This window comes from Sulfitobacter sabulilitoris, from assembly GCF_005887615.1.
Classification (GTDB): Bacteria; Pseudomonadota; Alphaproteobacteria; order Rhodobacterales; family Rhodobacteraceae; genus Sulfitobacter_E; species Sulfitobacter_E sabulilitoris.
The window spans coordinates 141,591-159,176 of record NZ_VANS01000003.1 but is presented as its reverse complement, the minus strand read 5'-3'; the positions used below and the strand labels follow the sequence as shown (position 1 = coordinate 159,176).

General features: G+C 64.7%; 18 protein-coding genes and 1 tRNA gene. 9 read left to right on the top strand and 10 right to left on the bottom strand.

All coding sequences use genetic code 11. From position 1 onward, the window contains the following. Window positions 1–290: 290 nt before the first annotated feature. Entirely contained in the window at window positions 291–1,604 is a 1,314-nt protein-coding gene (locus tag FDT80_RS13050) for a reverse transcriptase domain-containing protein (protein ID WP_138662751.1), read from the top strand. 399 nt (window positions 1,605–2,003) lie between these two features. Here the strand turns inward: FDT80_RS13050 and FDT80_RS13045 are convergent. Then, window positions 2,004–2,078, bottom strand: a tRNA-Phe gene (locus FDT80_RS13045). A gap of 295 nt (window positions 2,079–2,373) precedes the next feature. Between FDT80_RS13045 and FDT80_RS13040 the strand changes: the two genes are divergently transcribed. From FDT80_RS13040 to FDT80_RS13025, 4 genes are read left to right on the top strand one after another with little or no spacing between them, the layout of a single operon-like run. Then, window positions 2,374–3,801 (top strand): circularly permuted type 2 ATP-grasp protein, encoded by a 1,428-nt coding sequence (locus FDT80_RS13040; protein WP_138662750.1) that lies wholly within the window; start codon window positions 2,374–2,376, stop codon window positions 3,799–3,801. A 1-nt stretch (window position 3,802) separates the two neighbouring features. Continuing rightward, on the top strand, window positions 3,803–4,744 hold the full coding sequence (locus tag FDT80_RS13035; protein WP_138662749.1) for an alpha-E domain-containing protein: 942 nt from the start codon (window positions 3,803–3,805) through the stop codon (window positions 4,742–4,744). A gap of 29 nt (window positions 4,745–4,773) precedes the next feature. Next, window positions 4,774–5,571 (top strand): transglutaminase family protein, encoded by a 798-nt coding sequence (locus FDT80_RS13030; protein ID WP_138662748.1) that lies wholly within the window; start codon window positions 4,774–4,776, stop codon window positions 5,569–5,571. Window positions 5,572–5,631: 60 nt separating this feature from the next. Then, complete coding sequence (locus FDT80_RS13025; RefSeq protein ID WP_138662747.1) at window positions 5,632–6,363, top strand: proteasome-type protease; 732 nt, start codon at window positions 5,632–5,634, stop codon at window positions 6,361–6,363. 9 nt (window positions 6,364–6,372) lie between these two features. Here the strand turns inward: FDT80_RS13025 and FDT80_RS13020 are convergent, their stop codons facing one another. Genes FDT80_RS13020 through infA form a run of 4 tightly spaced genes read right to left on the bottom strand, consistent with a single transcriptional unit; the run spans window position 6,373 to window position 8,390 of the window. Continuing rightward, window positions 6,373–6,573, bottom strand: a complete 201-nt coding sequence (locus FDT80_RS13020) for a DNA gyrase inhibitor YacG (protein WP_138662746.1) — start codon at window positions 6,571–6,573, stop codon at window positions 6,373–6,375. Further along, entirely contained in the window at window positions 6,570–7,595 is a 1,026-nt protein-coding gene (locus FDT80_RS13015) for a ribonuclease E/G (RefSeq protein ID WP_138662745.1), read from the bottom strand. The genes FDT80_RS13020 and FDT80_RS13015 overlap by 4 nt, the downstream gene beginning before the upstream one ends. Continuing rightward, window positions 7,592–8,167: a Maf family protein gene (locus tag FDT80_RS13010; RefSeq protein WP_138662744.1), complete on the bottom strand. Its 576-nt coding sequence runs from the start codon at window positions 8,165–8,167 to the stop codon at window positions 7,592–7,594. Before FDT80_RS13010 ends, FDT80_RS13015 begins: the two co-directional genes overlap by 4 nt. Window positions 8,168–8,171: 4 nt before the next feature. After that, window positions 8,172–8,390, bottom strand: coding sequence for a translation initiation factor IF-1 (gene infA, locus FDT80_RS13005; protein WP_005978431.1), 219 nt, complete (start codon window positions 8,388–8,390; stop codon window positions 8,172–8,174). A gap of 296 nt (window positions 8,391–8,686) precedes the next feature. Here infA and FDT80_RS13000 point away from each other — a divergent pair, with 296 nt between their 5' ends. Together FDT80_RS13000 and FDT80_RS12995 are read left to right on the top strand one after the other, a co-directional pair. Beyond that, window positions 8,687–9,673 (top strand): LysR family transcriptional regulator, encoded by a 987-nt coding sequence (locus FDT80_RS13000; protein WP_138662743.1) that lies wholly within the window; start codon window positions 8,687–8,689, stop codon window positions 9,671–9,673. Then, on the top strand, window positions 9,670–10,389 hold the full coding sequence (locus FDT80_RS12995; protein WP_138662742.1) for an NAD-dependent deacylase: 720 nt from the start codon (window positions 9,670–9,672) through the stop codon (window positions 10,387–10,389). The genes FDT80_RS13000 and FDT80_RS12995 overlap by 4 nt, the downstream gene beginning before the upstream one ends. A 19-nt stretch (window positions 10,390–10,408) precedes the next feature. Here FDT80_RS12995 and FDT80_RS12990 read toward each other — a convergent pair whose 3' ends face one another. The 4 genes from FDT80_RS12990 to meaB all read right to left on the bottom strand — a co-directional run bounded on the left by FDT80_RS12990 (window position 10,409) and on the right by meaB (window position 12,836). Next, complete coding sequence (locus FDT80_RS12990; RefSeq protein ID WP_246039945.1) at window positions 10,409–10,894, bottom strand: copper chaperone PCu(A)C; 486 nt, start codon at window positions 10,892–10,894, stop codon at window positions 10,409–10,411. Window positions 10,895–10,943: 49 nt separating this feature from the next. After that, a complete protein-coding gene (locus tag FDT80_RS18990; RefSeq protein ID WP_212733854.1) occupies window positions 10,944–11,300 on the bottom strand; it encodes a hypothetical protein in 357 nt (118 codons plus the stop codon). 106 nt (window positions 11,301–11,406) lie between these two features. Beyond that, window positions 11,407–11,706, bottom strand: coding sequence for a 50S ribosomal protein L28 (rpmB, locus tag FDT80_RS12980; protein WP_138662741.1), 300 nt, complete (start codon window positions 11,704–11,706; stop codon window positions 11,407–11,409). 140 nt (window positions 11,707–11,846) lie between these two features. Further along, window positions 11,847–12,836: a methylmalonyl Co-A mutase-associated GTPase MeaB gene (gene meaB / locus FDT80_RS12975; protein ID WP_138662740.1), complete on the bottom strand. Its 990-nt coding sequence runs from the start codon at window positions 12,834–12,836 to the stop codon at window positions 11,847–11,849. A 94-nt stretch (window positions 12,837–12,930) separates the two neighbouring features. Here meaB and hrpB point away from each other — a divergent pair, with 94 nt between their 5' ends. Both hrpB and FDT80_RS12965 read left to right on the top strand, forming a co-directional pair. Beyond that, entirely contained in the window at window positions 12,931–15,378 is a 2,448-nt protein-coding gene (gene hrpB, locus FDT80_RS12970) for an ATP-dependent helicase HrpB (RefSeq protein ID WP_138662739.1), read from the top strand. Window positions 15,379–15,424: 46 nt separating this feature from the next. After that, window positions 15,425–15,985 (top strand): sugar O-acetyltransferase, encoded by a 561-nt coding sequence (locus tag FDT80_RS12965; protein ID WP_138662738.1) that lies wholly within the window; start codon window positions 15,425–15,427, stop codon window positions 15,983–15,985. Here the strand turns inward: FDT80_RS12965 and gndA are convergent. Beyond that, the gene (gene gndA, locus FDT80_RS12960) at window positions 15,970–17,367 is read right to left on the bottom strand and encodes an NADP-dependent phosphogluconate dehydrogenase (protein ID WP_138662737.1); all 1,398 of its coding nucleotides are present in this window, start codon (window positions 17,365–17,367) and stop codon (window positions 15,970–15,972) included. The two genes, FDT80_RS12965 and gndA, sit on opposite strands and share 16 nt — an antisense overlap. Window positions 17,368–17,586 lie beyond the last annotated feature (219 nt).

Genomic DNA, 17,586 nt, shown 5'->3' with positions numbered 1-17,586 from the left:
TTGGCGCAATCCCCACATGACATGTATCGGCATCGATTGGGATGCCGCAGTTATGTGTTTAAACTGTCAAGGCTCGTTGTTAGGCCAGTGCAGATTGCTTGTTCCATAATCGGGGCTCCTTCCGCCAGTGCGCAGCGCATCTTGTAGGTAATCCGACAATACCAGATTGTCAGCTTTACTACAGTATACACTATCACGTCGTAGACGAACGCACATCGCAGAACGGCGGGGGCGGGAATGACAAGGGTAAGTGCGTTGACCCGAGGTTCCGTCCCCACTCGCGGGGACATATGACCGACGATTTTTCACTCACCAATTCCGACCTAAAACACTACCCTCATTTTGACGCCCCAATATCTCTGAAAGAGATTGAACGGTTGGTGACCGATGAACAGCGGGTAGCGTCCAACAAATTCTATCCCTTTTTCCTATACCATGAAGAATGGCAGCCTTACCGATCTGCAAATGCAGTAAAACCGGAAAAGAAATCGCGCCCCATTCGATACGGGGCAAGGCGAGACGCATACATCTTTGCCCATTACCGCCGCAAACTGTCCGCCCCCTATGAGCAGCGGTTAGCCGACATGGGCATATCTGACTGCCCAATAGCATATCGACAGATACCAAAACCCGGCACGAATGGCGGGAAATGCAACATCGACTTCGCCAAGGACGCGTTTGACGAGGTTGACCGCTTGGGCGACTGCGTGGCGGTTGCCTTGGACATCAAGGGTTACTTTGAGAACTTGTCCCATTCACGGATCAAGGCAATCTGGTGCGACCTGCTGGGCGCCGACGAGCTTCCGGCTGACCACTATGCTGTCTTCAAGAACATCACCAAGTACCGCTTTGTTGACCAGCGCTCGGTCTACAGACGGCTTGGCTACCTTGGGCTGATTCAACGCGGCAAGCACACCATTGAAGGCTTCACGGTCCCGTACCGTGAGATGCCCAAGCAGTTATGCTCACCGGACGACTTTCGCGCTAAGATTTGCGGCGGGGACCCAACCAAACCCTCCCTAGTCCAAAAGAACGCACTGCCGCACGGCGTCCCGCAAGGCGCTCCAATTTCTGACCTTATTGCCAACTTCTACCTCATCGACTTTGACGCGAAGCTGGACCAGTACGCACGTGAACGCGGCGGCAAATACATGCGCTATTCAGACGACATTTTGCTGATCATCCCAGGCGGCGATACAGAGGCTGCGGCAGCAACCTCATTTGCGACAGATGAGATCAAGAACCACGGGGAGGCGCTTGAAATAAAGGCCGCCAAAACATGTGTCGTCAGATTCACACGCTCGGGAGAAGACCTGTCCTTTGAGCACTTGACCGGCTCACAAGGCAAGAACGGCTTGGAATACCTTGGCTTTAGGTACGATGGCAGGAAGGTATATGTCAGAGAAAGTACCATTTCTCGCCTCTATCGAAAGGTGTCGGTCGCGGCAAAGCGTGATGGGACCATGCATGTCCTTTCCAACCCCTCGGCAGATAGCGCAACACTGATCGGAAGCTTCAATTACTCGCTGTTCAGCCAGAAGTTCAGTCGCGTCAAAAAGGGGGAGCTGACCGATGACTACAAAAGCTGGACCTTCTACAGTTAATTAAAACGCGCCGTGCAAACATTTGGTCCTAAAGGCAACCGCATCTTGCCGCAAGCTCGCAACTTCAAAGAGCAAATGAAAGAACGTGTGAGGAAAGCTATTGTGCGCGCCCATGTTCGGCATAAATCGCAAACAGTCTCAGATGCGTTCTCGAATCTAAACGTTGAAACGCCCCCAACAAGCGAAGTTGAAACAACGCCAACGTAGAGCCGATCATATCATTCGGGGCCAGTAGTCTCGCAAGTTCAACGAACTCATACTTTTCAGCCTTTGGCCAAAAGTCGATTTGGGGAGTGAATTGACAAAACTAGACTGCACCCATACGACACCCAGCACAAATCTCTAGCTGTGAAACTTCAACTTAATGCCACATAAGTGCCTGATGTAATTATATTTAAATGGTGCCCGGGGGCGGAATCGAACCACCGACACGAGGATTTTCAATCCACTGCTCTACCCCTGAGCTACCCGGGCACGGGACCAGTCGCCTGGTCAGGTGAGCGGGTTCTAGGAGGTTGAGGCGGGGCTGTCCAGTGTCTTTTTGACCCAAATCCAATCGCGCCACACCGCCATTCGAGTTGCGTGCCCGCCATCCATTCTCACGGCACATCCCAAGCCGCGCGCGGCGATGGCGCGGGCCGGGTCGACCGGGGGCAGCGCCACTTGCGATACCGCTTAAAAATAGTGCTTTCGCCGCATTTTCAGGCCCTGCCGGGCGGGTTTCGGCGGTTTCGATTGCCTTGTCCGGGCAGGCCGCTAGGCTGATCGCATGACACAAAATTCCGACACCTACGATGAAATGATCCGCGCCGACGCGTCCATCCGCGACCCCTATGCCCCCTACAGCGCCTGGTTCAAAGAACAGGATGCCGCGCGGCTGGCGCGGAAATCGGCAGAGGCCGAAGCGTTCTTTCGGCGCACCGGCATCACCTTCAATGTCTATGGACAGACGGACGCGCAGGAACGGCTGATCCCCTTCGATCTGGTGCCTCGGGTGCTGTCGAACCGCGAATGGACCCGCCTGTCGAAGGGCATCGAGCAGCGCGTGCGCGCCATCAACGCGTTCTTGTGGGACATCTACAACCGCCAGGAGATCCTCAAGGCCGGGCGAGTGCCGCAGGCGTTGATTGCCAACAACGAGGCATTCCTGCCGCAGATGATGGGAATGACACCGCCCGGCAGCGTCTACACCCATATCGTGGGCACCGATATCGTGCGCACCGGAGAGGACGACTTCTTTGTCCTCGAGGACAACGCGCGCACGCCCTCGGGCGTGTCCTACATGCTGGAAAACCGCGAAACCATGCTGCAGATGTTTCCCGAGCTGTTTTCACAGATCAAGGTGCAGCCGGTCAGCGATTACCCCAAGAACCTGCGGCGGTCGCTGGCCGCCTGCGCCCCGCCGACCTGCGACGGCAAGCCGACGGTCGCGGTGCTGACGCCGGGCATCTACAACTCGGCCTATTTCGAACATTCGTTTCTGGCCGACCAGATGGGCGCGGAACTGGTCGAAGGGCATGACCTGCGCGTCGTGGACGGGCGCATCGCGATGCGCACGACGCGCGGGTACAAGGTGATCGACGTGCTGTATCGCCGGGTCGACGATGACTACCTCGATCCGATGACCTTCAACCCGGACAGCATGTTGGGCGTGCCGGGCATCATGGATATCTACCGCGCGGGCGGCATCACCATCGCCAACGCGCCCGGATCGGGGATTGCCGACGACAAGGCGATCTATTCCTACATGCCAGACATCATCGAATTCTATACCGGCGAGAAGGCGATCCTGAAAAATGTTGAAACGCATCGCTGCGCGGAGCCGGACGCGCTGCAATATGTTCTGGATCACCTGTCGGAGCTGGTGGTCAAGGAAGTGCACGGATCGGGGGGCTACGGCATGCTCGTCGGCCCCGCGGCCAGCCGCGACGAGCTTGAGGCGTTTCGCGCCAAGCTGATCGCACGGCCCGCCAATTACATTGCGCAGCCCACGCTGTCGCTCTCCACGGTGCCCATTTTCGTGGACGAAGGGCTGGCACCGCGCCACGTCGATCTGCGGCCCTTCGCGCTCGTCTCGCCGCAGGGGGTCAACATCACGCCCGGCGGACTGACCCGTGTGGCCCTGACCGAAGGGTCGCTGGTCGTGAATTCGAGCCAGGGGGGCGGCACCAAGGACACCTGGGTGCTGGAGGACTGATATGCTTGGAAAAACCGCAGGAGGACTTTACTGGATGTTCCGCTTTCTGGAGCGGAGCGAGAATACCGCACGCTTGCTGGAGGCGGGGTTTCGCATGGCGCTGACCCGGTCCTCGGACACCGCCGCGGAATGGGAATCGGTCGTCACGACCTCAGGGGCGTTGCAGGGCTACAGCGCGAAATACGACGGCTTCACCGACACGCAGGTGATGGATTATCTGCTGCGCGACATCGAAAATCCGTCCAGCGTGATGTCGGTGACAAAGGCCGCGCGCGACAATGCCCGCATCGTGCGCACCGCGCTGACCACCGAAGTGTGGGAGGCCGTGAACGACAACTGGATGACCCTGCGCGATCTGCTGGATCATCCGGTGACACAGGTGGAATTGCCCGAAACGTTGGCCGTGGTCCGCCAGCAAAGCGCGCTGGTGCGCGGGGCGCTTTACGGCACGATGCTGCGCAACGACATTTACGATTTCGCGCGGCTTGGCACGTTTGTGGAACGGGCGGACAACACGGCGCGGATCATCGACGTGAAATACTACACGCTGCTGCCCTCGGCCAGTGCGGTGGGGTCGTCGCTGGACAACGTGCAGTGGGAGATGATCCTGCGCAGCGTCTCGGCGCATCGGTCGTTCCGCTGGCTGGACGAAAAGGACATGACCGCGACCGCCATCGCGGAATTCCTGATCTTCGACAAGCGCCTGCCCCGGTCGCTGGCTTACTCGGCCAAGCAGACGGTGGAGAACCTGACCTATCTCGAACAGGAATACGGCACCCGCCACATCTGTCACGATCTGGCCGACGCCCTGCGCGCAAAGCTCAAGACGGCGACGATCAGCACGGTCTTCGATGAGGGGCTGCATGATTTCATCACGGACTTTATCAGGGACAACAACGCGCTCGGCGCGCAGATCGAACGGGATTTTCGGTTCAACGGTTGATCCCGTGGACCCAGAGCGAGGACAGGCACATGCTGCTGCGCATCACGCACACGACGCGATACACCTACGATCAGCCGGTGGTCTATGCGCTGCAACAGGTGCGCCTGACGCCCCGCGACACCCGCCAGCAGATCGTTCGCGACTGGGTAATCACGCTGGACGGCGGGAAAAAGGAAACCGCCTATACCGATCAGCACGGCACGTTGACCGATCTGGTCAGCGTCACCCCCGGCGGAACCGAAATCGCCATCACCGCGCATGGCACGGTCGAGACACAGGATACCGCCGGTGTGCTGGGTCAAGCCTATGGGCGCACGCCCTTGTGGTACTTTCTGAAATCCACCGCGCTGACCGAGGCGGGCGATGCGATCGGCGACATATCCCGACAGGTCGCTCGCCATGACAGCCTTCTTGAAGGGCTGCACGCGCTGTCGGCGGCGATCCTGTCGGCCGCGCCCTACCGCATCGGAGAGACCTACAGCGCGACATCGGCGGAGGCGGCCCTGACCGGTGGCAGCGGCGTCTGCCAGGACCACGCGCAGATCTTTGTGGCCGCCGCCCGCGCCGCCGGGGTGCCTGCCCGCTATGTCAGCGGATACCTGATGATGAACGACCGCGTGGATCAGGACGCAAGCCACGCCTGGGCCGAAGCGCATGTCGACGGTCTTGGATGGGTCGGATTTGATATTTCCAACGGGATCAGTCCGGACGCCCGCTATGTTCGGCTTGCCGTCGGCCTCGATTACCGCGAGGCCGCGCCGCTTTCGGGAATGCGTATGGGAGATGCTAACGAATCCATGATTGTATCGCTTCAAATACAGCAGTAAAGCTGTCCTAAACGACTCCGAGCGCGCCGCGCCGCCCCTTTTTCACATGGACCCCGACAGATGACCTATTGCGTTGGCCTGCGCCTTGATCAAGGTCTTGTCTTCATGTCCGACACGCGCACGAACGCGGGCGTCGACAACTTTTCCAAGACCCGCAAGATGTTCACCTGGTCGGTCCCGGACGAGCGGCACATCACGCTGATGACCGCCGGCAACCTGGCGACCACGCAATCGCTGGTCAGCCTGATCGACGAGCGCATCAAGGCGGTGGGCGACCGCGACCCGTCGATCCTGCGCGCGCCCTCGATGTTCCAGGTGGCCCGCATGGTCGGCGCCATCCTGAAAGAGGTGATCGCGGGCAGCTCCACCACCGGACAGACCTCTGACGCGGCGTTTCAGGCGACGGTGATCCTGGGCGGTCAGATCCGGGGCGGCAAGCCCACGATGTTCATGATCTACCCAGAAGGCAATTTCGTCGAAGTGACCGAGGAAACGCCGTTCTTTCAGATCGGCGAGACCAAATACGGCAAGCCCATCCTCGTGCGGGCCTATGACGCGCACATGCGCTTCGAGGACGCGGTGAAACTGCTGCTGGTGTCGTTCGATTCCACGGTACGGTCGAACCTGTCGGTGGGGCTGCCGTTTGACCTGCTGGTGTATCGCAACGACAGTTTCCAGCCGCTTCTGGAACGCCGGATCGAGCAGTCGGACGCCGTTTATCAAAGCATCTCGACCGGTTGGGGCGACGCGCTGCGCAGCGCGTTCGAGCAGTTGCCGACCTTCGATCTTTGACCCGAGCCTCTAATGCGGCTTTTCGGGCCTGTCCGCGTCGCGTGCGGCGCGGTCCATTGCCTGTTCCAGATCGTCCATGTCGTCGGGATCATTGGATGGCGCCGCGTAACCGCCGTTGAACCATTTCGCCAGATCCAGATCGGCGCATCGCCTGGAACAAAACGGGCGGTATTTCTGCACCGTCTCGCGGTCGCACATCGGGCAGGTCATGTCAGCGCCTCCGCCAGCGGAATCCTCGCGCGTTTGCGTTGCAGTTCGAAATGGCCCAGCGGGGTCCAGCCGACCAGCGCCGTATCCACGTCATCGCGGCGAAACGCCTGGCGCAGCGCCGTCTCGAACGGGCGGCGGTCCTTCTTCGGCATCGGCGCCAGATCCAGCGTGATCTGCCCACCAAGGCCCCGCACCCGCAATGCGCGGGGCAAGGCGCGCGCGCAGGCCATGTTGGCCTTGACCCCTGCCGCCAGCGATGCGTCCGAGCCGGTGTTCACATCCACGGCGATCAGCGCACGGGTGACTTCGACGTACATCATCGCGCCACCGCCCAGCGATACCGCCGGGCCACGCGCGGTGTCGATCGCCTCCATCACGCCCTGCGCCTCGAACCCGCCAGGGTCCGTCACCACATCCGCGGGCTCCACCCAGTCGCGCCAGGCCAGCACATGCGGGCCGTCCCCTTCGATCAGGGTTTCCGGACCGGTGCCGCTGTCTTCGGCCACGGTCGCGGCCAGATCGGCCATCGCGGCGATGTCTTCAGCGATGTCCTCCGCGCCGGCGCCCGCGCAACACGACCGCAAAATCAGCCCGACGCCCGGCGTGTCGCCCAGCGAGTCGTGCGCGATCTCCAGCAGGCGGTCGCGTTCAGCCTCGTCCTTGATGCTGCGCGAGATGTTCAACCCCGGCGCATCGGGCGTGACGATCGCATAGCGGCTCTTGAACAGCAGCTTTTCGGTCACCGGCAGCGCCTTGCCCGTCTCGGCGTGGCCCGTGACCTGCACAAGAATGGCCTGTCCGGGCGACAGGCCCTTGATCTGACGCAGAAAAGCAGGGCCATCGGGAGTCTTGAGGAACATGCCGCCCTGCCCCTTGACGGGCCGGTCCGCGATCGCGCGGTACACCGTGCCGGGGCGCGGGGCGTCGGCATCGACCAAAAGGTCATCGAGCTGCCCATCCACGATCAGCGCCGCCGCCTCGCGGTCGCCAAGATGGTCCAAAATGATGCTGCGGCCCTTCATGCGGCGCCTCCGTTCAAGGGGTAACCCGCTGCGCGCAGCAGGGTCGCGGTTTCGGCCAGGGGCAGGCCGACGATGCCCGTGAACGACCCGCTGATCCACGGGATCAGCACGGCCGCCGGGCCCTGGATCGCATATCCGCCGGCCTTGCCCCGCCAGTCTCCGGTGGCGAGGTAGGCGGCCAGTTCGTCGTCCGAGAGGGATTTCATGCGCACGGTGCTTTGAACGTCGCGTTCCCATATCCGGTCGCCCCGGCGCACGGCCACCGCCGTGACGACCTTGTGACGCCGCCCCGACAGCATCCGCAGAAACCGCTCCGCGTCCTGCGCATCCTCGGGCTTGCCCAGGATCCGGCGGCCCACGGCGACGGTGGTATCCGCGCACAGCACGATATCGTCGGGGCCTGCGGTCACCGCGGCCACCTTGGCGCGGGTGATGCGCGTGCAATAGGGGCGCGGCAACTCCGCCCTGAGGGGGGATTCATCAATGTCCGGCGCGCGCACCGCATCGGGCACAACGCCGATTTGCGCCAGCAATTCCTTGCGGCGCGGACTTGCCGACCCGAGTATAAACAACGGTTTACTTGAAGCGGTAGTTGATCCGACCCTTGGTCAGATCATATGGGGTCATCTCGACCTGTACCTTGTCGCCAGCCAGAACACGGATGCGGTTCTTGCGCATCTTGCCTGCCGTATGCGCGATGATCTCATGGCCGTTTTCAAGCTCGACCCGAAATGTCGCATTGGGCAGGAGTTCCTTCACGACACCGGGAAATTCGAGCGTATCTTCCTTGGCCATGGTCTCTCCTTGCATGCAAAGCCCACCACATGTGAGCGCAGGCTTAAATGGGCGCATTTGTCGATATTTTCAAGGGCTATTCAACGAGAGGCGGGAAATGGCGTGGTGGTGATGCGCCATGACGGCCCGCGATGCGGGGATGGCGTACGCGCGGCAAGGCCGGAGGCCTCCGGCGAAGGTGTATTTGGCCGAAAGAAACATAAGCAAAGCGACAGGGCGAAGCCGCGGACTTGCAGGTTCTATTGACGAAACGGGCCACTGGTTTCACAAAAGCAGAATACAAAGGAGAGGCGAACATGCTGATGAAGGGGGTCACCCTGCGCGGGCTCGAGGTCTTCGAGGCATTGGCCAGCAGCGGATCAGTGGCGCAGGCCTCGGCGTTGACCGGGTTGAGCCAGCCTGCCGTCAGCCAGCAGTTGCGCAATCTTGAGACCGCGTTGGATACCGCGCTGGTCGATCACGCAAAGCGGCCCATGCGGCTGACGCCCGCCGGTGTCAGCTTTCTGGTCCGGACCGAGGCGGCGCTGGCGGAACTGCGACTGGCGCAAAGCGAACTTACTGTGATGGATCTTGCGCATCTGAGCGCGCTCAGCATCGGGATCATCGACGATTTCGACAACGACCTGACGCCACGGCTGGCGACGGTTCTGGCCGACAGCCTGACACGGTGCCGGTTCAAGATGATCACTGCGCCCAGCCATGAATTGTCCGAGGCGATGGCGGAAAAACGGCTGCATCTGGCGATCTCGGCCAGTTCCGGTGCGGTGTTGGACGGGGTTGTGGAATATCCCCTGGCCCGCGATCCCTTTATCCTTGTCACGCCGCGCGACCGTGTGCGGCAGGGCGGCGACACAATGGGCCAATTGGGCGACCTGCCGTTCCTGCGCTACGAAAAGGAACAGTTGATCGGCCGCCAGATCGAAGCGCATCTGGCCCGCCAGCAGATCGTTTGCGCCGAGCGGTTCGAGATCGGCAGCCATCTGGCGCTGATGGCGATGGTCGCCCGCGGGATCGGGTGGTCGGTGACGACGCCGCTTGGCTTCATGCGGGCGGCGCGGTTCCACGATCAGGTCGATGCCCACCCCCTGCCCTTCGCGCCATTTGCACGGCAGATTTCGCTCTTTGCCAGTGCCGACTGGGCCGGTCGCGTGCCCAGGGATGTCGCCCAGACGATGCGGCGCTTGATGCAAGCGCATATGATCGACCCCGCGCTGATCCGGCTGCCGTGGCTTGCCGGCGAATTGCGGATCCTCGACAGCCAGGACGCAGGAGCAAACACATGAGCAAGATCGTCATCCTGACCGGAGCGGGCATTTCCGCCGAAAGCGGCTTGGGCACCTTTCGCGCCGAAAACGGGCTTTGGGCACAGCACCGGGTGGAGGACGTGGCCACGCCCGAGGGCTTTGCCCGCGACCCCAAGCTGGTGGTCGATTTCTACAACGCGCGCCGCGCACAGGCCGCCGATGCCGCCCCGAACGAAGGACACATGGCGCTGGCGCGGCTGGAAGCGGAGTATGACGGCGAGGTCGTTTTGGTCACGCAAAACGTGGATGATCTGCACGAAAAGGCCGGGATGCGGCGGGTGATCCATATGCATGGGGCGTTGTCAGGGGCGCTTTGCGGGGCCTGCGATCATCGCTGGGATGCGCCGCGTGTGATGGCGCCGGGCGATGCCTGCCCGGCCTGCGGGCGCGGCACCGCCCGGCCCGACATCGTGTGGTTCGGCGAGATGCCCTATCATATGGACGAGATTTTCGACCACCTGGCGGAGGCCGACGTGTTCGCCGCAGTCGGCACATCGGGCAACGTGTACCCGGCGGCGGGCTTCGTCGCCGAGGCCCGTCGTTTTGGCGCGCGCACGATCGAATTCAACCTCGAACGCTCCGCCGTGGGTAACCTGTTCGAAGACTACCGCGAAGGATCGGCAAGCTGGACGCTGCCGCGCTGGGTGGACGAGATGCTGGGCCATGCCGCACCCCGCCCGAAACTGCCCTTTTAGACTGCCCTTTCAGACGGGGCTAGTTGGTTGCGTCCACTGAAACGGCGATCGGGTCGGAGACGCGGTCATGGTCGATCGGAACGGCGATCTTGATGTCGCCCGCGCTCTCGAACGTCAGGGTGATCGTGATCTCCTCACCCTGCACCATCGGCCGGGTCAGGCCCATCATCATCACGTGATCGCCACCTCGCTTCATCACGTGGGCTTGGCCCGCGGGGATTTCGATGCCGCCCTCGATCATGGTCATCCGGGCCACGCCGTTTGCGTCCTCGACATGGGTGTGGAGCATGACCTTATCGGCCACGTCCGACCTTGCCGCGATCAGCCTGTCGTCGGTATCCGTGTTGTTTTCGATCAGCAGAAATGCCGCGCCCGTCGGGGACGTCGGGGTGGAACTGCGCGCATAGGGGTCGGTGATGGTGATGCCCGTGGCAAAGGCCATGGCCGGGGCACAAAGCACGATTGCGGCGGCAAAGGCCGTCGCGCGAAACATCGGGACAGACATGGAGGTTCTCCTGTTCAGTCGGTATCGGTCATAGATGGGATCGGGTCGGTCAGGCGGCAACCGACAACGGCGGCGCACGCGTCCGGTCGGCGATCCGCCGCGCAGCCTGCCGCCGCGCGGTCGTCGCGGGCATGGCCCGCAGCACGGTCGCAAGGTCGGGCGTGGGCAGGGCATCGGGCGGCAAGACCGCCGACAGCAATATCAGCGCACACTCGGGGCAGACATGGGGGGCGGAGGTCGGCCGACCGTCCTTGTCGGTATGGACGATGGCCGATCCCGTGCCCCGGCACAGCACCATCTGCCCCGTCGCGGCGGCGGCACCGCGCGCAACGGCCATGCTTTGGCCGGTCAGGGCCAGACACAGGGCAAGGCCAAAGGCCATCATCGGGCGTCGCGCGCGCATCATCCGCGCCGTCCTACATCACCGCCGTGCCGCGGCACCATGGAAAAACGACAAAACCCCGCCCGATTAGGGGCAGGGTCGCGATCACGTGCCGGGTGGCAGGCGATGGTTAGCTCAGCGCATCCGCTGTCGCGCTCGACTTGGCGATGGCTTTCTTGACCTTCAGCGCGTTGGCCGACAGTTCGATGTCCTTGGCCTTGGCCAGGTACTTGTCCAGACCGCCGCGGTGATCGACGCTGCGCAGCGCGGCCGCCGAGATGCGGAACTTGAACGCACGACCCAGCGCTTCGGACTGCAGGGACACGTCGTTGAGGTTCGGCAGGAACCGGCGGCGTGTCTTGTTGTTGGCGTGGCTGACGTTGTTGCCAGTCATCGGGCCTTTTCCGGTCAATTCGCACACACGCGACATAGGATCATCCTCTTGTTTCGGGTCGTGACCGGCGGTCCGGTGTAACGACAAAAGGGGGCAGCCAAAGGCCGCGCCCCGGAATTTCGTTCGCTGGCTTTAGTGGGAATCGCGGCAGGGGTCAACCCGCCCCAAGCGGCAAATCACGACTTTCCCGCCAGCCCGTCGCGCAATTGTGCCAGGAACTGCTGCGCGGCGGCGGCGGGGTCCTGATCCCCGGCGGCGACTTGCCCGCTCAGATCCTCGAGCGCGGCCCGGACAGGGGGCGCGTCAAGCTGCGCCAGAAGGGCCGCGCGCACGTCCTGCCGGAACCAGTATTTTGCCTGCTCCGCGCGCGTGCGGTCCCAGAATCCTTCGGCGCGGCGCCACGCGACAAGCTCCTGCAGGCTGTCCCAGACCTCGCTCAGGCCCCGATCCTCCAGCGCCGAGACCATCATCGCCTTTGGAAATCCCGCGGGATCCTGGGGGCGCTTGCGCAACAGCCGCAGCGCGCCGGCGTAATCGGCACAGGTTCGGGTCGCCGCCGCCTTCAGATCGCCATCGGCCTTGTTGATCACGATGATATCCGCGATCTCCATGATGCCGCGCTTGACCCCCTGCAATTCGTCCCCGCCCGCCGGCGCCAGCAGCAGCAGAAAGGCGTCGGCCATTTCCGCCACGACCGTTTCGGATTGGCCCACGCCCACGGTTTCGATCAGGATCACGTCAAAGCCCGCGCCCTCGCACAGGCTCACGGCCTCGCGGGTGCGGCGGGCGACACCGCCCAGGTGCGTCTGGCTGGGCGAGGGGCGGATATAGGCGTTCGGGTCGCGCGACAGCAGATCCATGCGCGTCTTGTCGCCCAGGATCGAACCGCCCGACCGCGCGGAACTTGGGTCCACCGCCAGCACCGCCACCCGCAGACCCTGCCCCGTCAGCATCAGACCGAAGCTTTCGATGAAGGTCGACTTGCCCACGCCGGGCGTACCGGACAGCCCGATGCGCAGCGCCTGGCGGTCGCGTGGCATTGCGTCCAGCAATTTGGCGGCCTGCGCGCGGTGATCGGGCCGACCGCTTTCGACGAGCGTGATCGCACGGGCCAATGCGCGCCGTTCGCCGGATATGACCCGCTGTGCCAGATCGTCGATGTCCATTGCCCTGCCCCCGTGATTGGCCCCGTTTTTCCGGCAGCCCCGCGCGAATGTCCAGTCCCTTGGCGCTGCCGCCGTTCCGCAGTAAGCATCGGCCATGACCCAAGACGCCTTTGCATTGCCTATCGACGCCGTCATGCCGCAAGTGATCGCCGCGCTGCGCAGCCGCGCCCGCGTGGTGCTGCAAGCGCCGCCGGGCGCGGGCAAGACGACGCGCGTGCCGCTGGCGATGCTGGACGCGGGCGTGACGCCCGGCAAGATCGTGATGCTGGAGCCGCGCCGCCTCGCCGCACGCGCGGCCGCCGAACGGATGGCGCAGACGCTGGGCGAACCCGTGGGGCAGACCGTGGGCTTTCGCGTGCGCGGCGCGTCCCAGGTCGGCAATTCCACCCGGATCGAGGTCGTCACCGAAGGAATCCTGACGCGCATGGTGCAGGATCGCCCCGACCTGCCCGGCATCGGCGCGGTCATTTTCGACGAATTCCACGAACGTTCGCTGAATGCCGATCTGGGGCTTGCGCTGTGCCTGGATGTTGCGGGGGCGCTGCGCGATGACCTGTTGCTGGTGGCGATGTCCGCCACGCTCGATGCCGCGCCCGTCGCCGCGATCATGGGCGCGCCCGTGGTCACCTCCCAGGGGCGCAGCTTCGAGGTGGCGGAGCACTGGCTGCCCAAACCCCGCCCCAAGGCGCAGCGGTTCGAACAGGGCCTGGCCGATCTGGTGCTGACGGCGCTGGCCGGGGCGCAGGGCAGCGTTCTGGCCTTTCTGCCCGGCGAGGGCGAGATCCGCCGCACCGAAGCCGCCCTGCGCCCGCACCTGCCCGATGACGTGACCCTGCACCCGCTGTTCGGCGCGATGGAGTTCAAGGCCCAGCAGGCCGCCATCGCCCCCGCGCGCACCGGCCGCAAGGTCGTGCTCGCGACCTCCATCGCCGAGACGTCGCTGACCATCGAAGGCATCCGGGTCGTGGTCGATGGCGGGCTGTCGCGGCGCGCGGAATTCGACCCCGGATCGGGCATGTCGCGGCTGATCACCACCCGCGTCACCCGCGCCGAGGCGACGCAGCGCGCGGGCCGGGCGGGGCGGGTTGCGCCGGGGGCGTGTTACAAGCTCTGGACCCGCGGCGAGGATGGCGCGCTGTCGGCCTATCCGCCCGCCGAGATCGAGGCCGGCGATCTGACCGGTTTCGCGCTGGAACTGGCCAACTGGGGCGCGGGCGCGGACGAACTGGCCTTTGTCACACCTCCGCACGAGGGCCGTCTGGCCGAGGCGCGCGGCGTCTTGCGGATGCTTGGCGCGCTGGATGCGCAGGGCCGGATCACCGAGCATGGCCGCACGTTGTCGGCGCTGCCGCTGCACCCGCGGCTGGGCCATATGGTGGCGCATGGCGGACGTGGCGCACCGCTGCTGGCGGCCATCCTGTCGGAACGCGACGTGCTGCGCGGTGCGCCCGCCGATCTGGCCCTGCGCGTCGCCGCCTGCACCGATCCGCAGGCGTTCCAGCGCGCGCATGGGGGCGAGCCGCACCGCCCGACGCTGGCACGCATCCGGCAGGACGCCAAGCGACTGGCCGCCGGCACGGCGGGAACCGGCCCCGACGATACCGGCGTGCTGGCCGCGCTGGCCTATCCCGACCGCGTCGGCCTGCGCCGCGCGGGCGACGCACCGCGCTATGTGCTGGCCGGCGGCAAGGGCGCGGTGATGCCGCAGGGCGATCCGATGGCGGGCGACCGGTTGCTGGTCGCCACGGATCTGGACGGCGACCCGCGCGAGGCCCGCATACGGCAGGCCGCGCGGATCAGCGAGGCCGACCTGCGCGCGACCTTTGCCGACCAGATCGCGTGGCATGACGTCTGCCTGTGGTCGCGGCGCGAGGGGCGCGTTCTGGCGCGCCGGCAGAAACGGTTCGGCGCGCTGGTGCTCGAGGATCGCATCTGGACCGACGCCCCCCCGCAGGCCGTGGCGCAGGCGATGCTGGAGGGCGTGCGCCAACTGGGTCTGCTCCCCTCCCCCTCCGCCGCGCGGCTGATGCGGCGCGCCGGGCTGATGCATGCCGCACACCCCGAATTTCCCGATTTTTCGGAAGACGCGTTGATGGACAGCCTCGAGGCATGGTTGCTGCCGCATCTGGCCGGTGTGCGCAGCGCGGCGGACTGGAAGCGCTTTGACATGACGGAGGCGCTGCGCGCGCGTCTCGACTGGACCCAGATGCAGGCCCTCGACCGGGAGGCACCCGCGCATTTCGTCACGCCGCTGGGCCGCAAGATCCCGATCGACTACGATGGGACGCAGCCACAGGTGTCGCTGCGCCTGCAAGAAGTGTTCGGCGTGACCGAGCACCCCACCGTCGCAGGCACTCCCGTGCAGATGACGCTGCTGTCGCCGGCGCAGCGCCCGGTGCAGGTAACCGACGACCTGCCGGGATTTTGGGCCAGTTCCTATGCGGATGTGCGCCGCGACATGCGCGGACGGTATCCGCGCCACCCCTGGCCCGAGGATCCGACCCAAGCCGACCCGACGCTGCGCGCCAAGCCGCGCAAATAAGACCGCCCGACAAGACCACCCTCGCAGAGACCGGAGCCATGCGCCGATGACCGACAGTGCCTTTGACCAGATGATGCGCGGGGCGTGGTACGACGGGCGCGACCCCGCGCTGGAGGCGCTGCGCGCCACCGCCCGGCGCGCCATGCATGCGCACCGCAGCCTGCCGCCGGAGACCCGTGGCGCGATGGCGCCGGACCTGAAAGCACTTTTGGGCAGCGTCGGGCCGGACTGTTTCATCGAAGCGCCGTTTCATGCGTCCTACGGATGCAACATCCATCTCGGCGCGGGGGTCTATCTGAACGCGGGTGTCACGATCCTCGACAGTGCCGCGGTGACTGTCGGCGACCGGACGATGATCGGGCCCGCCGCACAGATCTATTGCGCCGACCACCACCGCGACCCCGCCCACCGCAGCGCCGGGATCGAACGCGGCCTGCCGGTGACAATCGGGGCGCAGGTCTGGATCGGCGGGGCGGCGGTGATCCTGCCCGGCGTGACCATCGGCGACGGTGCGATCATCGCCGCCGGTGCGGTGGTCACGCGCGATGTCGCGGCGGGGGCAATGGCCCGCGGCACCCCTGCGCGGCCGGCCTACCAGTCGCCGTGATGATCGCCCGCGTCATCGGTGCGGGCAAATCCGTGGGCACCGAAGTAGTCGCGCAGGCCCTGGATCAAGTTGGCGCTTCCGCGCGCCTGCCGCATCGTATCGTACCACGCCAGCGCCGCACCCAGGCATGGCACGGGACAGCCCGCGCCCGCCGCATGGGCCACGACCTGCCGCAACCCGCCGATGCTGCCCGCAAGCCGGTCGCGAATGGCCGGGGCGAGGATCAGGTGATCGTGGGGCAGATCGCCCCGGAAGGCCTCCGCGACCGTATCCAGCAGCGCCGAGCGAATGATGCAGCCCGCACGCCAGATCTCGGCGATGCGCGCCAGATCGAGCGACCAGTCATATTCGACCGACGCGGCGGACAGGATGCGGAACCCCTGGGCATGGGCAATGATGCGCGCGGCAAGAAACGCCTGTTGCAGCGTGTCTTCGGGCAGGGCGGCGGCGGATTGCGTGCCGCCCGCCAACAGCGTGGCGGCCTCTTCGCGGGTGGCGGTCTCGCTCGACCAGGCGCGTGCGCCCACGGCGGCCTCGATGGTGTTGGCGGACTGGCCCAGCTTGAGCGCCTCGATCAGGGTCCAGCGGCCGGTGCCCTTTTGCCCCGCCGCGTCGCGGATCACATCGACCATCGGCAGACCGGTCCTGGCATCGGCGGCCCGCAGGACCTGCGCCGCGGCTTCGACCAGGAAGGAATCGAGCGGCCCCGTGGCCCAGCGATCGAAGACGGCGCCGATCGCGGGCGCGGGCCACCCCGCGCCGTCGCGCATCAGGCCGTAGAGTTCGGCAATGATCTGCATGTCGGCATATTCGATGCCGTTGTGAACTGTTTTCACGAAATGACCCGCGCCGTCGGGCCCAAGATGCGCCACGCAAGGATCCCCGTCGAACTTCGCTGCAATCGCTTCGAGCATGGGGTGGACCTGCGCCCAGCTTTGACCGGAGCCGCCGAACATCATCGAGGGACCATGCCGCGCACCCTCCGCCCCGCCGGACACGCCCAGCCCCACGAAATGCAGGCCTGCCCGCTCAAGGGTCTCGGACCGGCGGCGGGTATCGTTGAAATCGGCGTTGCCGCCGTCGATCACCGTGTCGCCGGGCGACAGGAGCGGCAGGATCGCGTCAATCATCGCGTCCAGCGGCGGCCCCGAGGGGATCATGAACAAAACTGTGCGCGGCGAGGCCAGCGCCGCCACGAAATCGGCCAGCGTTTCCGCCCCGGTCAACCGGTCCCGCAACGCGCCGGCCCCCGCGACAAAGGGCGCGATCCATTCCGTTTCGCGGTTCGACACCGCCACGTCAAAGCCATGCTCGGCCAGGTTCAGCGCCAGCGCACTGCCCATCGTACCCAAGCCATACACACCGATCCGCGCGCCCGTCATTGCTGCACCTGCCCCACCGTTTACCGCGCGGCCCGCCGCATCCCGACCGCATTCACCATATCTTGAGGGCAGCGCCCCCATGTTACAAGCGCCGCGCGCGCGGATCGGGTTCAGGGGACCGAAGGGGCGCCTTGGCGCAACCGACACACGAGTTGATTGGACATTCCGGTTAAAGTGCTTATTATATTTAACAAAAGACGTTCAAAATATTCCGAGGCG

Bases quoted from the DNA above. Each gene is read 5' to 3' on its own strand.
- FDT80_RS13050 (WP_138662751.1), top strand. From the start codon at position 291: ATGACCGACGATTTTTCACTCACCAATTCCGACCTAAAACACTACCCT.
- FDT80_RS13040 (WP_138662750.1), top strand. From the start codon at position 2,374: ATGACACAAAATTCCGACACCTACGATGAAATGATCCGCGCCGACGCG.
- FDT80_RS13035 (WP_138662749.1), top strand. From the start codon at position 3,803: ATGCTTGGAAAAACCGCAGGAGGACTTTACTGGATGTTCCGCTTTCTG.
- FDT80_RS13030 (WP_138662748.1), top strand. From the start codon at position 4,774: ATGCTGCTGCGCATCACGCACACGACGCGATACACCTACGATCAGCCG.
- FDT80_RS13025 (WP_138662747.1), top strand. From the start codon at position 5,632: ATGACCTATTGCGTTGGCCTGCGCCTTGATCAAGGTCTTGTCTTCATG.
- FDT80_RS13020 (WP_138662746.1), bottom strand. From the start codon at position 6,573: ATGACCTGCCCGATGTGCGACCGCGAGACGGTGCAGAAATACCGCCCG.
- FDT80_RS13015 (WP_138662745.1), bottom strand. From the start codon at position 7,595: ATGAAGGGCCGCAGCATCATTTTGGACCATCTTGGCGACCGCGAGGCG.
- infA (WP_005978431.1), bottom strand. From the start codon at position 8,390: ATGGCCAAGGAAGATACGCTCGAATTTCCCGGTGTCGTGAAGGAACTC.
- FDT80_RS13000 (WP_138662743.1), top strand. From the start codon at position 8,687: ATGCTGATGAAGGGGGTCACCCTGCGCGGGCTCGAGGTCTTCGAGGCA.
- FDT80_RS12995 (WP_138662742.1), top strand. From the start codon at position 9,670: ATGAGCAAGATCGTCATCCTGACCGGAGCGGGCATTTCCGCCGAAAGC.
- FDT80_RS12990 (WP_246039945.1), bottom strand. From the start codon at position 10,894: ATGTCTGTCCCGATGTTTCGCGCGACGGCCTTTGCCGCCGCAATCGTG.
- FDT80_RS18990 (WP_212733854.1), bottom strand. From the start codon at position 11,300: ATGATGCGCGCGCGACGCCCGATGATGGCCTTTGGCCTTGCCCTGTGT.
- rpmB (WP_138662741.1), bottom strand. From the start codon at position 11,706: ATGTCGCGTGTGTGCGAATTGACCGGAAAAGGCCCGATGACTGGCAAC.
- meaB (WP_138662740.1), bottom strand. From the start codon at position 12,836: ATGGACATCGACGATCTGGCACAGCGGGTCATATCCGGCGAACGGCGC.
- hrpB (WP_138662739.1), top strand. From the start codon at position 12,931: ATGACCCAAGACGCCTTTGCATTGCCTATCGACGCCGTCATGCCGCAA.
- FDT80_RS12965 (WP_138662738.1), top strand. From the start codon at position 15,425: ATGACCGACAGTGCCTTTGACCAGATGATGCGCGGGGCGTGGTACGAC.
- gndA (WP_138662737.1), bottom strand. From the start codon at position 17,367: ATGACGGGCGCGCGGATCGGTGTGTATGGCTTGGGTACGATGGGCAGT.